This is a genomic window from Methylovorus sp. SPW-M1, assembly GCF_053848825.1.
Genome location: NZ_CM132626.1, coordinates 421,686 through 434,612, shown reverse-complemented (window position 1 = coordinate 434,612; position 12,927 = coordinate 421,686). Strand labels below are relative to the sequence as shown.

General features: G+C 58.0%; 15 protein-coding genes. 5 read left to right on the top strand and 10 right to left on the bottom strand.

Annotation, left to right across the window (positions count from 1 at the left end):
- The first annotated feature begins 95 nt into the window (after positions 1-95).
- Positions 96-755 carry a hypothetical protein gene (locus tag ACWWD9_RS01960; RefSeq protein ID WP_015830998.1) on the top strand — a complete coding sequence of 220 codons (660 nt, stop codon included), beginning with the start codon at positions 96-98 and terminating at the stop codon, positions 753-755.
- A 32-nt stretch (positions 756-787) separates the two neighbouring features.
- On the opposite strand, the gene hemB is transcribed toward ACWWD9_RS01960, so the two are convergent.
- The 8 genes from hemB to rpe all read right to left on the bottom strand — a co-directional run bounded on the left by hemB (position 788) and on the right by rpe (position 7,790).
- Positions 788-1,792, bottom strand: coding sequence for a porphobilinogen synthase (gene hemB / locus ACWWD9_RS01955; protein ID WP_455867564.1), 1,005 nt, complete (start codon positions 1,790-1,792; stop codon positions 788-790).
- A gap of 13 nt (positions 1,793-1,805) precedes the next feature.
- Positions 1,806-2,594: an indole-3-glycerol phosphate synthase TrpC gene (trpC, locus tag ACWWD9_RS01950; protein WP_455867563.1), complete on the bottom strand. Its 789-nt coding sequence runs from the start codon at positions 2,592-2,594 to the stop codon at positions 1,806-1,808.
- Positions 2,595-2,635: 41 nt separating this feature from the next.
- Complete coding sequence (locus tag ACWWD9_RS01945; RefSeq protein ID WP_013443222.1) at positions 2,636-3,097, bottom strand: DUF3465 domain-containing protein; 462 nt, start codon at positions 3,095-3,097, stop codon at positions 2,636-2,638.
- Positions 3,094-4,119 carry an anthranilate phosphoribosyltransferase gene (trpD, locus tag ACWWD9_RS01940; RefSeq protein WP_455867562.1) on the bottom strand — a complete coding sequence of 342 codons (1,026 nt, stop codon included), beginning with the start codon at positions 4,117-4,119 and terminating at the stop codon, positions 3,094-3,096. The genes ACWWD9_RS01945 and trpD overlap by 4 nt, the downstream gene beginning before the upstream one ends.
- A complete protein-coding gene (gene pabA, locus ACWWD9_RS01935) occupies positions 4,119-4,685 on the bottom strand; it encodes an aminodeoxychorismate/anthranilate synthase component II (RefSeq protein ID WP_455867561.1) in 567 nt (188 codons plus the stop codon). The genes trpD and pabA overlap by 1 nt, the downstream gene beginning before the upstream one ends.
- A gap of 2 nt (positions 4,686-4,687) precedes the next feature.
- Entirely contained in the window at positions 4,688-6,202 is a 1,515-nt protein-coding gene (trpE, locus tag ACWWD9_RS01930; protein WP_455867560.1) for an anthranilate synthase component I, read from the bottom strand.
- 144 nt (positions 6,203-6,346) lie between these two features.
- Positions 6,347-7,039 carry a phosphoglycolate phosphatase gene (locus tag ACWWD9_RS01925; RefSeq protein ID WP_455867559.1) on the bottom strand — a complete coding sequence of 231 codons (693 nt, stop codon included), beginning with the start codon at positions 7,037-7,039 and terminating at the stop codon, positions 6,347-6,349.
- Between the two features lie 52 nt (positions 7,040-7,091).
- Entirely contained in the window at positions 7,092-7,790 is a 699-nt protein-coding gene (gene rpe, locus ACWWD9_RS01920; RefSeq protein WP_013443227.1) for a ribulose-phosphate 3-epimerase, read from the bottom strand.
- 171 nt (positions 7,791-7,961) lie between these two features.
- Between rpe and hemA the strand changes: the two genes are divergently transcribed.
- Genes hemA through prmC form a run of 4 tightly spaced genes read left to right on the top strand, consistent with a single transcriptional unit; the run spans position 7,962 to position 11,645 of the window.
- Positions 7,962-9,209, top strand: a complete 1,248-nt coding sequence (gene hemA, locus ACWWD9_RS01915; protein ID WP_013443228.1) for a glutamyl-tRNA reductase — start codon at positions 7,962-7,964, stop codon at positions 9,207-9,209.
- A gap of 9 nt (positions 9,210-9,218) precedes the next feature.
- Complete coding sequence (gene prfA, locus ACWWD9_RS01910; protein ID WP_455867558.1) at positions 9,219-10,301, top strand: peptide chain release factor 1; 1,083 nt, start codon at positions 9,219-9,221, stop codon at positions 10,299-10,301.
- A 6-nt stretch (positions 10,302-10,307) separates the two neighbouring features.
- Complete coding sequence (locus ACWWD9_RS01905) at positions 10,308-10,748, top strand: DUF2127 domain-containing protein (RefSeq protein WP_015831006.1); 441 nt, start codon at positions 10,308-10,310, stop codon at positions 10,746-10,748.
- Between the two features lie 3 nt (positions 10,749-10,751).
- Complete coding sequence (prmC, locus tag ACWWD9_RS01900; RefSeq protein ID WP_455867557.1) at positions 10,752-11,645, top strand: peptide chain release factor N(5)-glutamine methyltransferase; 894 nt, start codon at positions 10,752-10,754, stop codon at positions 11,643-11,645.
- A gap of 118 nt (positions 11,646-11,763) precedes the next feature.
- On the opposite strand, the gene ACWWD9_RS01895 is transcribed toward prmC, so the two are convergent.
- Both ACWWD9_RS01895 and ACWWD9_RS01890 read right to left on the bottom strand, forming a co-directional pair.
- Positions 11,764-12,309 carry a DUF6806 family protein gene (locus tag ACWWD9_RS01895; protein ID WP_455867556.1) on the bottom strand — a complete coding sequence of 182 codons (546 nt, stop codon included), beginning with the start codon at positions 12,307-12,309 and terminating at the stop codon, positions 11,764-11,766.
- A gap of 41 nt (positions 12,310-12,350) precedes the next feature.
- A complete protein-coding gene (locus tag ACWWD9_RS01890; protein ID WP_455867555.1) occupies positions 12,351-12,914 on the bottom strand; it encodes a gamma carbonic anhydrase family protein in 564 nt (187 codons plus the stop codon).
- Positions 12,915-12,927 lie beyond the last annotated feature (13 nt).

Below are 12,927 nucleotides of genomic sequence, written 5' to 3'. Positions count from 1 at the left end.
CTGGGGTTAGGGAAGATTCGTTGTTCTGGCGAGCGGTTTACAGAGATTTTATAAAGCGTTAGCAATGCCCTAACGGGCGAGGTAGAGCAGGCATCATGGCAAAAGACAGTTCAGGCCGACAGCAGCATCTGAGACAGCTGATTGCACAGCAGGCGGCGCGCATGATGGCCGAAGAAGGCATCACCGACTTCAGCCATGCCAAGCGCAAGGCGGGCAAGCAGTTGGGGGCCACTGACATCAATTGCCTGCCGACCAATAGCGAGATTGAAGAAGAAATCCGGCTCTATCACGAGATCTACAACAGCGAAGATCAGCCGGAAAACCTGCGCCAGCTAAGGGCCGACGCCGTGATTGTGATGCGGCTGCTGGAGCGCTTCAACCCGCACTTGACCGGCCCGGTGCTGGACGGCACCGCCGGCAAATTTGCGGAAACCCACATCCATCTCTTCGCCGACAGCCTCAAGGATGTCGAGATGTTCCTGCTGAATCAGCAGATTCCTTATGAAACCAACGAAAAATCCTACCGCGTCAGCGAAAGGCGCAGCAGTGACCGTAAAGGCGGGGACCGCAAGAAGGTCCCGGTATTTACACTGGAAGGGCCGCATGGCCTGATCCGGCTCAGCGTATTTGAAATAGACGACCTTCGCACCCCCACCCGCAGTCCGGCAAACGGACAAGCATCTACTCGTGTCAACCTGGATGGCCTGAAAGCGTTGATCGCCTTGTCCCGGTTAAATCCGGAACTTGAAATGTAGTTGTTGAATTGGCGCGTTTTTGAAGAAATGCGCTAGCCACGCAACCAGCGCGCTACATCCATCGCAAAGTAAGTCAGGATTCCGTCAGCACCTGCACGCTTGAAAGCCAGCATGGCTTCCATGACGCAGGCCTGCTCATCGAGCCAGCCATTTTGCGAGGCCGCTTTCAGCATGGCATATTCGCCGCTGACCTGATAGGCATAGGTCGGCACCCCAAATTCATCTTTGACACGACGCACAATATCCAAATATGGCATACCGGGTTTCACCATCACCATATCCGCCCCTTGCTCTAGATCTAGCGCAACTTCAACCAATGCTTCATTTGAATTGGCAGGGTCCATCTGATAACTGTACTTGTTGCCCCGTCCCAGATTTGACGACGAGCCAACCGCATCCCGAAACGGCCCATAAAACGCTGATGCATACTTAGCCGAGTAGGCCAGGATGCGGGTATGAATATGCCCGTGTTGCTCCAAGGCCTCGCGAATGGCACCTATGCGGCCGTCCATCATGTCCGATGGCGCCACTACGTCAGCACCTGCTTCGGCATGACATAGCGCCTGGCGGATCAACACTTCCACGGTTTCATCGTTCAGCACATAGCCACTGTCATCAATCAGGCCATCCTGACCATGCGTGGTGTAGGGGTCCAGCGCCACATCGGTGATGATGCCGAGCTCAGGGTGCGCCTCTTTGAGTGCACGCACGGCGCGCGGCACCAAACCTTGCGGGTTATAGGCTTCATTGGCATCCAGGCTCTTGCCTGCCTGATCCACCACCGGGAACAAGGCCAGTGCAGGAATTCCCAGACGCACGCATTCAGCCGCTGTTTGCAGCAGATGATCTATGCTCTGCCGCACCACACCCGGCATGGAGGCTACTTCCTCCTGGCGCTGCTCGCCCTCCAGCACAAATACCGGATAAATCAGGTCATTGGTCGTGATGACATTTTCGCGCATCAAGCGACGTGAAAAGGCATCACGGCGCATGCGGCGCGGACGGCTCATAAGGAATTGTTTGCTGGATGCGGACATGGGGTGATACTCCTCAGGCAAATACACGGGCGAGTTCAGCACCTGGCTCAGGCTGGCGCATGAACGCCTCGCCCACCAGGAAGGTATGCACCTCATGCTGGCGCATCAGGGCTACATCTTCCGGCGTGAAAATACCGGATTCGGTGACGACGATTTTGCCCGCCGGAATGCGCGGCAATAATCCCAGCGTGGTATCCAGCGTCACCTCAAAGGTGCGCAGATTGCGGTTATTGATACCGAGCAAAGGCGTCTCCAGTTGAAGCGCCAGATCAAGCTCTTCCCCGTTATGCACTTCCACCAGCACCGCCATGCCCAGATCATGGGCAATGGTTTCCAGCTGGCGCATGCGTGGCAGATCCAGGGCGGCGGCGATCAGCAGTATGCAATCAGCACCCATGGCCCGGGCTTCGTACACCTGATACGCCTCGATCATGAAATCCTTGCGCAACACAGGTAAGGCACATGCGGCCCGCGCCTGCTGCAAATATTCTGGCGAGCCCTGAAAGAAATCGCGATCGGTCAGCACGGAAAGACAGGCTGCACCGCCCTTTTCATAGCTTGCCGCAATCTGGGCAGGCTGGAAGTCTTCGCGAATTACCCCTTTGGAGGGGCTGGCCTTTTTGATTTCGGCAATCACCGCGGCCTGGCCAGCTTTTATCTTCTGGCGAATGGCGCCCACAAAGTCTCGCGGCGCCGGCATGGCCTGCGCGTCGCGCTGCACCATGACGAGCGGATAGGCGGCCATGGCGGCCTGCACTTCCGCCTGCTTCACGCGGAGGATTTTATTCAAGATATCGGACATGCTGGTTCCAATTGAAAAATACGCTAATGGATATTCGCTTGCTACTGATACGTTTTGCCCTGGTATTCGAGCCAGCCTGGCGTATGGCGTTGCTGCGGGTCATGGTGCGTCCAGTGCACCACGCCACCCTTGGCATTCCAGACATATTCGCCATAAAACGCCAGCTCGTCACCAACCCCCAGTGCGGGAATACGCGGGGCGAGGTCAATATTATGGGCAATCAGCACCGTGATGCCGTTTTCAAGGCGAACCAGTATGCGCTGATGCCGCGTACCGTCGTTGTCATCCTTGAGCACCTTCACCACGCGGCCACGCGCCTTGACCTGCACATGGCTGAGCCTGTGGTCAAACGCCTGCTGTATAACCGCATCGCCATCCTGCCAGGTCGCTGGCCGCGCCAGCTCGATGGGCTGGGGAGCCGGAGCCACTTCAGTCGCGGCAGAGGAAAAATGCCAAATGGTATACCCAGCGGCAATCGCCGCTGCCAGTATCAAACGCTTCATGCCGATGCAGCCAGGCTACGCAGGGCGTCCAGTTTCTGCATGGCGGCACCGCTGTCGATCGCCTCGGCAGCACGCTGAATACCCGCCTGCAAGGTAGCGGCCTGACCAGCCACATAAATCGCCGCACCCGCATTCAGCAGCACGATATCGCGCGCAGGGCCTTGTTCACCACGCAGGACAGCCTTGATCAACTCGGCAGATTCCGCCGCATTTTCCACGCGTATGCTATCCACATCATGCAAAGGCATCCCGAAATCACGAGGGTTCAAGGTGTATTCCGTGACCACACCGTTTTTCAGTTCCGCCACATAGGTATCGCCAGAGAAAGAAATTTCATCCATCTCATCGGCGCTGAATACCACCATGACGTGCTCGCTGCCCAGTCGTTGCAGCGCATGCGCCAGCAAGGGCACCAGGTCTTTGTGGAATACGCCCATCACCTGGCGTTTGGCCCCCGCCGGATTGGTCAGCGGACCCAGGAGATTGAACAGTGTACGCACGCCGAGTTCACGACGCACCGGCCCAGCATGTTTCATGGCGCTATGGTGATTAGGCGCAAACATGAAGCCGATACCGACCTCATTCACGCAGCGGGCGACCTGCTCCGGCTGCAGGTTGATATTGACGCCCAGCGCCTCCAGCACATCCGCGCTGCCGGTCTTGGATGAAGCAGCCCGATTGCCGTGCTTGGCAATGCGAGCCTGCGCACCGGCGGCAACAAATGCCGAGCAGGTCGATACATTGAAGGCCTTGTTCACCGCCCCGCCCGTGCCACAGGTATCAATCAGATAGGCGTCATCCGCCACCACCACCTTGGTGGAAAGTTCGCGCATGACTTCGGCAGCTGCGGCAATTTCATCCACCGTTTCGCCCTTGACGCGCAAACCGATCAGCAGCCCGGCAATCTGCGCAGGCGTGAGCTCGCCCCCCATCACCTGCCGCATGATGGAGAGCATTTCACCGTGGGTGAAATTCTGATGCTGGATCAGCTTTTGCAGCGCGGCCTTGACGGTCATGTCCATCAGTAGGCTTTCAGGAAATTATTCAGGAGATCGTGCCCGTGCTCGGTCAGGATGGATTCCGGATGAAACTGCACGCCTTCCACCGGCAGGGTTTTATGCCGCACGCCCATGATCTCGCCGTCATTAGTCCATGCCGTGATTTCCAGGCAATCCGGTATGGTTTCGCGCTCAATGACCAGCGAATGGTAACGGGTTGCAGTAAACGGATTGGGCAAACCGCTGAACACCCCGACATTGCTATGGGATACCTGCGAGGTCTTGCCGTGCATCAGCTGCTTGGCGTGAATGATGCGCCCGCCAAACGCCTGGCCTATGCTCTGGTGGCCGAGACACACCCCCAGCAGGGGAATCTTGCCAGCAAACTCATGGATCAGCGGCACTGAAATACCCGCCTCATTGGGCGTACAGGGGCCGGGCGAAATCACAATGTGATCCGGCTTCAGTTCGGCCACCTTGGCCAGGTCAATTTCATCGTTGCGGTAGACCTGCACATCCTGGCCCAGCTCACCCAGATATTGCACCAGGTTATAGGTGAACGAATCGTAGTTATCGATCATCAGCAGCATGATTATTCCTTCCCTTGAGCCAGTTGACCGGCATTGCTGTCCAGACCGGCGAGCACAATCTCGGCGGCGCGAATCACGGCTCTTGCCTTGTTCTGCGTTTCCATCCATTCGCTCTCGGGCACCGAGTCGGCCACAATACCGGCACCGGCCTGCACATAAAGCGTCTTGTCCTTGATCACGGCGGTCCGGATGGCAATCGCCAGGTCCATGTCGCCATTGAAGCCAAGGTAGCCAACAGCACCGGCATAAATCCCGCGCTTGGAAGGCTCCAGTTCGTCTATGATTTCCATGGCGCGCACTTTTGGCGCCCCGCTCACCGTACCGGCAGGGAAAGTGGCTTTCAGCACATCAATCGCCTCCATGCCTGGCTTGAGCTTGCCTTCCACGTTGGACACGATATGCATCACATGCGAATAGCGCTCAATCACCATGCTGTCTGTCACCTTGACCGAACCCGTCACCGCGACGCGGCCCACATCGTTACGGCCGAGGTCCATCAGCTGCACATGCTCGGCCCGCTCCTTGGGGTCAGCCAGCAACTCTTCTGCCAGCGCTACGTCATGCTCGCGCGTCTTGCCACGAGGACGGGTGCCGGCAATCGGGCGGGCAGTGACCATATCGTTTTCCAGCCGCACCAGAATTTCAGGTGAAGCACCCACCACATGGTGATCGCCCATATCGTAATAAAACATATAAGGCGATGGGTTCAGGCTGCGCAATGCGCGGTAGAGCGACATGGGGGATGCAGCAAACGGTTGCGACAAGCGTTGCGCCAGCACCACCTGCATGATGTCGCCATCAAAAATATAGCGCTTGGCCTGGTCGACGGCCGCCTTGAAATTGGCTTCGCCAAACTCCGACACCGCTTCGCTCGGCGCCATCGCAGGCGCTTGAGGAATGGCGACGGGTTGACGCAGCTGCGTCAGCAATTGCTGCAGGCGCTGATGCGCTGCTTCATAGGCGTTATCCGTCGCGGGGTCCGCATACACGATGAAATAAAGCTTGCCTGACAGGTTATCCACCACAGCCAGCTCTTCGGACACCATGAGCAAAATATCGGGCACGCCCAGCGCATCGGTCTTGGCATGCGCGTTGCGCGTGAGCCGTGGCTCGATGTAGCGCACGGTTTCGTAACCGAAATAACCGGCCAGACCGCCGGTAAAGCGAGGCAAACCCTGGTAAGGCGGTGTTTTGAAACGTGCCTGATACTGTTTGACGAAATCCAGCGGATTAATATCAGCGGCGGACTCAATCACGACATCGTCCTGCAACACCTTGATATCGCGATCATGCGCCACGATACGGGTGCGGGCAGGCAAGCCTATGATGGAGTAGCGGCCAAATCGCTCACCGCCCTGCACGGATTCCAGCAGATAGGAGAATGGGCGATTCGCCAGTTTGAGATAGAGAGAAAGCGGGGTATCGAGGTCGGCGAAGGTTTCGACGACCAGCGGAATGCGGTTATAACCCTGGTCCGCCAGGGCTTTGAACTCGTGCTTAGTGATGGTTTGTAACATAGTAATTCCCAAGTCTTGTATGTGCGTCAGGCGCAGGCATGCGCCCTCTAGATGCGTCCCGCAGGACGTTCGTCAGAGTTCAGCGCCACCATCGCCAGCTGAGCTGGCATTTAAAGTCCTGGAAATTCATCAATTTACCTTGGATCACACGTGTTGATCATACGTTAATAAAAAAGCTGCTTCTTGCAGGCTGTCAATCACCGCATCCGCCCCCAGCATATCGGCAGGCTGCCCGCGATTATACCCATACGAAACCGCAATCGCCGCACATCCCGCGGCACGCGCTGCACCCACATCGGCAGAGGAGTCGCCTATCATCACCATCTGCGCGGGGCTGACGCCAAACATTTCGGCCATATGCAGCAAGGGCAACGGGTCCGGCTTTTTGCGCGGCAGGCTGTCTCCTGACAGCACCAGCGAAAAATACGGCAACATACCCATCGCTTGGAGCAGTGGCAGCGTAAAGCGTTCCGGTTTGTTGGTAATACAGGCCAGCTTGTAGCCGGCCGCATGCAACTGCTTTACCCCTTCCATCGCGCCGGGGTAAGGCGCACTGCGCCGCGTCAACACCTCGGCATAGTGCTCAAAAAACAGGGCCTGTGCCTGCTCAAACGCCACGGCATCAGGCTCCGCTTCCATCTCCCCCGTCAGCAGACGCTTGACCAGCCGCGCGGCGCCATTGCCCACATAGGTCATGACCAGCGCTTCAGGCAGGGCTGGACGCCCCAGGGCGAGCAGCATGCGATTCGCCGCATCAGCAAGATCCGGAGCGGTATGCAGAAGCGTACCATCCAGATCCAGCGCCACGGCGCGCACCGGGATCGGAAAATTCACCACGGGGATTCCGCAGGGCACTCCATGTGCCACCGCTTGCGCGATGGCAGCAGGATTACACCTTGGCCAGCTCGGCGCGCAGGTTGCCGATGATGGTGTCGTAACGGTTAGGATCGGTATCCTTGCCAGCACCGAACACGGCAGAACCAGCCACGAAAGTATCAGCACCAGCACGGGCGATCTCGGCGATATTGGCCGTATTCACACCACCGTCAATTTCCAGCCAGATTTCACGGCCAGTCTTTTCGGTGTAGGCATCAATGCGAGCACGGGCCTGACGCAGCTTGTCCAGCGTGCCAGGAATAAACTTCTGACCACCAAAGCCAGGGTTAACCGACATCAGCAGAATCATGTCGACCTTGTCCATGACGTAGTCGAGGTAATCCAGCGGAGTAGCAGGGTTGAATACCAGACCGGATTTGCAACCCAGCTCGCGCACCAGCGACAGGCTGCGGTCAATGTGGTCGGAAGCTTCAGGGTGGAAGGTAATGATGTTGGCGCCAGCCTTGGCGAAGTCAGGGATGATGCGATCAACAGGCTTGACCATCAAATGCACATCAATAATGGCATCGGTCACTGGGCGGATGGCCTCACAGACCAATGGACCAATGGTCAGGTTGGGAACGTAGTGGTTGTCCATTACGTCGAAGTGAACGATATCAGCACCGGAAGTGATGACATCGCTGATTTCCTGGCCCAGCTTGGCAAAGTTGGCGGAAAGAATACTTGGGGCAATTCTGAATGGTTTGGCCATGGCTACGAATCAATCAGTTGAAAAACCCGCATTTTACCCGGATTTGGCACGTCTAGACAGCCCTTTAGCCCCGCCAGAGGTCAACATTTCGCCCAACTGGCCGTTACTAGGGAAGATATCTATCTGACTGAAATTGTTGCTTATGCTGGCGCGATACTGGAAAATTACGAAATGCATCTATTCACCGTCGGTGTGAACCACACCACCGCCCCCATTGCGATCCGCGAGCACGTAGCCTTTCAGAGCGAAACCCTGGAAGAAGCCCTGCGCGATCTCAGCACGCATGGCGTGCGCGAGGCGGCCATCCTGTCCACCTGCAACCGGACAGAGCTTTACTGTAATACCGACGATCCGCAAAAAGCCCTGGACTGGCTGGCAAAATACCACCAGCTGCAAACCCACAATATCCAGCCCTATATGTATACCCTGCCCAGCGAAGATGCCGTAAAGCACGCCTTCCGCGTGGCGGCAGGGCTGGATTCCATGGTACTGGGCGAAGCGCAGATTCTGGGGCAGATGAAGCAGGCGGTAAAAATCGCCGAACACGCAGGCACCCTCGGCACCCTGCTGCACAAGCTGTTCCAGCGCACCTTTGCCGTCGCCAAGGAAGTCCGCACCACCACTGATATTGGCGCCAGCTCCATTTCCATGGCTGCCGCCTCGGTCAAGCTGGCGCAGCGCATTTTTGGTAATCTGCATGGCCTGCATGTGCTGTTCATCGGCGCGGGTGAAATGATCGAGTTATGTGCGGAGCACTTCGCCACGCACAAGCCCGCCTCCATCACCGTCGCGAACCGCACCATGGAGCGCGGCAGCGAACTGGCTGCCCGCATCGGCGGCCACGCCATGCTGCTGGGCGATATTCCGGATCGCCTGGCCGATTTTGATATTGTCGTCACCTCCACTGCCAGCCAGCTGCCGATTGTCGGCCTCGGCATGGTGGAGCGCGCCATCAAGACCCGCAAGCACCGCCCCATGTTCATGGTCGACCTCGCCGTACCGCGCGACATTGAAGCCGAAGCAGCCGAGCTGGATGACGTCTTCCTCTATACCGTGGATGACCTGGCGCAAGTGGTGCAGGAGGGCCTGGTGAATCGTCAGGAAGCCGCACGCGAGGCCGAGAAGATTATTGCCCTGCGCGTGGACAATTTCATGCACTGGCTGAAAACCCGCGATGCCGTCCCCACCATACGGGCGCTGCGTGATCAGGCCGAGCACTTCCGCCGCAGCGAGCTTGAAAAAGCCCAGAAACTGATCGCCCGCGGCGAAGACCCGATTGCCGCCCTGGAAGCGCTAAGCACCGCGCTCACCAACAAACTTCTGCATGGCCCCAGCCACGCACTGAATCAAGCCCATGGCGACAACCGCGAACAACTGGAAAGCCTGTTGCGCCAACTCTACCAGCTCCACCACGATTAAGAATCCGTAATGAAACCCTCCATGCTGAAAAAGCTCGCCACCCTGAGCGAGCGCCTTGATGAATTGAACCGCCTGCTATCCAGTGAAGACGCCACGTCGGATATGGATAACTACCGCAAGATTTCCCGCGAACACGCCGAAATCACGCCCATCGTCGAGCAATACCGTGCCTACGAGCAATGCGAGAACGACCTCAAGGAAGCCCATGCCATGCTGGCAGACCCTGAGATGAAAGCCTTTGCGCAGGAAGAAATCGAGGCAGGCAAAGTACGGCTGGAAGAGATTGCCATGGCGCTGCAGAAACTGCTGTTGCCCAAGGATCCCAACGACGAACGCAATATCTTCCTCGAAATCCGCGCCGGTACTGGCGGCGATGAGTCGGCGCTGTTTGCCGGCGACCTGTTCCGCATGTATTCGCGCTATGCCGAACGCCAGCGCTGGAAAGTGGAGGTGGTATCCGCCAGCGAATCCGAAGTCGGCGGCTACAAGGAAATCATCGCCAAGATTGAAGGCTTTGGCGCTTACTCCAAACTCAAGTTCGAGTCGGGCGGCCACCGCGTGCAGCGCGTGCCGGAAACCGAAACCCAGGGCCGCATCCACACCTCGGCCTGCACCGTGGCGGTATTGCCTGAAGTGGACGAAGTCAGCGATGTCACCATCAACCCCGCCGATATTCGTATCGACACCTTCCGCGCCTCCGGCGCCGGTGGTCAGCACATCAACAAGACCGACTCCGCCGTGCGCATTACGCACTTTCCTACCGGCATTGTGGTGGAATGCCAGGATGGCCGCAGCCAGCACTCCAACAAGGCACAGGCCATGCAGGTGCTGGCTGCCCGCATCAAGGCCAAGCAGGTCAACGAGCAGCAGAGCAAGATTGCCAGCGAACGCCGCAGCCTGATCGGCAGTGGGGATCGCTCCGAACGCATCCGCACCTACAATTACCCGCAAGGCCGCATCACCGACCATCGCATCAACCTCACGCTGTACAAGATCGATGCGATTACCGAAGGCGACATGGACGAGCTGATCAACGCCCTTGCCAACGAGCATCAGGCCGACCTGCTGGCCACGCTGGGCGAAGACAACTAGGCGACCATGAAATCTGCCGCCAGCCTGCGCAGCATCGCCCTGCTGGAAGCCGCCAAAGGCGCCCTGATCCTGCTCACCGCCCTTGCCGTGCTGACGCATCTGCATACCGACTGGCAGGCGGCCGCCGAGCAACTGGTGGCGCATTTCCATTTAAATCCCGCCCGACAAACGCCGCGCTTTTTATTGCAACTGGCCGCCGATGTGAGCCAGCCGCGCCTGCTGGCCATCACCGCCGGGGCACTCGCGTATGTGGGACTGCGCTGGGCAGAAGCCTATGGACTATGGTACGACCGGCCATGGGCCAAATGGCTGGGACTGATCAGCGCGGGTGTCTACCTGCCGTTTGAAGTGGTGGAAATCCTGCGGCAGCCATCGGTGCTGAGCTACGCCCTGCTTCTGATTAACCTCGGCATTGTCATCATCCTCTGGCGTCACCTGCGCAAGTAAGCCATGTCCACCATTCAGCAAGCCCTGCGTGAAGCCCAGCAGCAACTCGGCTCCAGGCTGAATCTGGAAAGCCGCGAAGCCCGCAATGAGGCTCGCATGCTGATGAGTCAGGCATTAGGCAATGTGGAGTATGCCTGGCTGATCGCCCATGAAAGCGATGTCATGCCTGCGGAAGCCGCAACCGCATTCCAAGATTTACTGCACAGGCGCCTGGCGGGCGAACCGGTCGCCTATATTCTCGGCAACCGTGAATTTTTTGGATTACGTCTCGCGGTATCGCCAGCCACGCTGATTCCACGACCGGATACCGAAACGCTAGTGGAAGCCGCCTTGGCGCGCATCCCCAGTGAAGAAACTCGTCAGGTGCTGGATCTCGGCACCGGCACTGGTGCCATCGCACTGGCCATAGCGGAGCACCGCCCGCAATCCCGCGTAATAGCGGTCGACGCCTCTGCGGCAGCCTTGCAGGTTGCCCGACAGAATGCGGAAGCACTGGGGTTAGCCATCACCGAACCCGACACCCATGGCACAACAAAAGGGAATGTGGAATTCAGACTGGGCAGCTGGTTTGCCCCGCTGGCAGGTTTGAAGTTTGATGTCATCGTCAGCAACCCCCCCTATATTCGCAATGACGACCCGCATTTGCAGCAGGGTGACCTTCGCCACGAACCCCTCAGCGCACTGGCTTCCGGAGCGGATGGGCTGGATGATATTCGCATCATCGTCCAGCACGCCCCGGCGCACCTCCTGCCATCAGGCTGGCTGCTGCTGGAGCATGGCTACGACCAGGCCGACGCCGTCGCCACGTTGATGCGCGATACTGGCTTTAGCGATGTTCAGCATGCGCACGACCTGGCAGGCATCGCCCGCGTGACGCTCGGGCAATGGACTGGCTAGATCCTGCTGGCATAGCAATATGCCGGCAGCCGAAGCCACCAGCATTCAACAGTAAACAGGGATAGAGAAATTCAGATACCCACACACCGAAACACACCCGGCGTGCAGGAAAAATAGATTAGTGCAAGCGACGGCGATCACTGCCGCCTGGGGTCAGACCCACACTGAAATCATTGGCCTGCAGGGCATGGCCCTGACGCCGGAACAGCTGATCGACCAACCCCAGCACCTCATCGATTTCACCCTGACCAAAATGCCGCGCCAGCAGACCACCTACATCCGCCAGCATTTCGCGGCGCTGCGCATCCAGAATCGCAGCTGCGGTCGGGCCGACAAAAATCAGTTGCAGCTCGTCGCGCCCATCTTCATGGTAGGTGCTGACTTCCACCGGTGCCGCCTTGTCGCATAAAGGCCCCAGCGCTACCATGGCCGCTTCCAACGCCTTGAAAAATGTATCTTCCACTTCCAGCGTACAACACATCTCCAGCGCCCAATTGCCCGCATTATAGAAAAAACCGGGCTGCTCAGGCTCCATGCTTTTCAACTCACTCAGGTGCGCCACTTCCATTTCCTGCAGCAGAGGACGGCAAGCATCCTCCACCTGGCGCGCGCTCACGCCCTCAACCAGCTCAAGATAGCCATGCACATGGACTTCGGTAGGCATGCCCACTCCTTCATTAAAATCAAGGGGATGATTATACCTGATCAGGCCGCGGCATCCGGATGCAGATAGCGATCCTTGAGCCGCATGTAGTGCTGCGCGGAATAACTGAAATGGGCGATTTCGGCCTCGGTGAGCGCACGTACTTTCTTGGCGGGGCGGCCGATATACAAATAGCCGCTTTCCAGAATCTTACCCTCCGGCACCAGACTGCCAGCGCCCAGCAACACATGCTTTTGCACCACGACTTTGTCCATGACAATACTGCCCATGCCGATCAGGCACTCATCTTCCAGCGTGCAGCCATGCAGGATCACGCTATGGCCGACAGTGACATGGTTGCCGATAATCAGCGGGGCGCCGGGTGGATCCCAGCTCGATTGATGGCTGACATGCAGCATGCTGAGATCCTGAATATTGGTACCATGGCCGATGCGGATGAAATTCACGTCACCGCGTATCACCACGCCCGGCCAGACGGAGGCGTCATCGCCCAGGCTGACCTGACCAATAATGGTGGCAGCATCATGCACAAACACGCGGGAACCGAACTCGGGAAAATGGCTCTGAAAAGCACTGATAGACATGTTGTTATCCAGATAGGGCATAGGGCTTTAGCCA

What these genes read in the sequence shown, in the direction of transcription:
- ACWWD9_RS01960 (WP_015830998.1), top strand. Translation starts at nt 96, where the DNA reads ATGGCAAAAGACAGTTCAGGCCGACAGCAGCATCTGAGACAGCTGATT.
- hemB (WP_455867564.1), bottom strand. Translation starts at nt 1,792, where the DNA reads ATGTCCGCATCCAGCAAACAATTCCTTATGAGCCGTCCGCGCCGCATG.
- trpC (WP_455867563.1), bottom strand. Translation starts at nt 2,594, where the DNA reads ATGTCCGATATCTTGAATAAAATCCTCCGCGTGAAGCAGGCGGAAGTG.
- ACWWD9_RS01945 (WP_013443222.1), bottom strand. Translation starts at nt 3,097, where the DNA reads ATGAAGCGTTTGATACTGGCAGCGGCGATTGCCGCTGGGTATACCATT.
- trpD (WP_455867562.1), bottom strand. Translation starts at nt 4,119, where the DNA reads ATGGACATGACCGTCAAGGCCGCGCTGCAAAAGCTGATCCAGCATCAG.
- pabA (WP_455867561.1), bottom strand. Translation starts at nt 4,685, where the DNA reads ATGCTGCTGATGATCGATAACTACGATTCGTTCACCTATAACCTGGTG.
- trpE (WP_455867560.1), bottom strand. Translation starts at nt 6,202, where the DNA reads ATGTTACAAACCATCACTAAGCACGAGTTCAAAGCCCTGGCGGACCAG.
- rpe (WP_013443227.1), bottom strand. Translation starts at nt 7,790, where the DNA reads ATGGCCAAACCATTCAGAATTGCCCCAAGTATTCTTTCCGCCAACTTT.
- hemA (WP_013443228.1), top strand. Translation starts at nt 7,962, where the DNA reads ATGCATCTATTCACCGTCGGTGTGAACCACACCACCGCCCCCATTGCG.
- prfA (WP_455867558.1), top strand. Translation starts at nt 9,219, where the DNA reads ATGAAACCCTCCATGCTGAAAAAGCTCGCCACCCTGAGCGAGCGCCTT.
- ACWWD9_RS01905 (WP_015831006.1), top strand. Translation starts at nt 10,308, where the DNA reads ATGAAATCTGCCGCCAGCCTGCGCAGCATCGCCCTGCTGGAAGCCGCC.
- prmC (WP_455867557.1), top strand. Translation starts at nt 10,752, where the DNA reads ATGTCCACCATTCAGCAAGCCCTGCGTGAAGCCCAGCAGCAACTCGGC.
- ACWWD9_RS01895 (WP_455867556.1), bottom strand. Translation starts at nt 12,309, where the DNA reads ATGCCTACCGAAGTCCATGTGCATGGCTATCTTGAGCTGGTTGAGGGC.
- ACWWD9_RS01890 (WP_455867555.1), bottom strand. Translation starts at nt 12,914, where the DNA reads ATGCCCTATCTGGATAACAACATGTCTATCAGTGCTTTTCAGAGCCAT.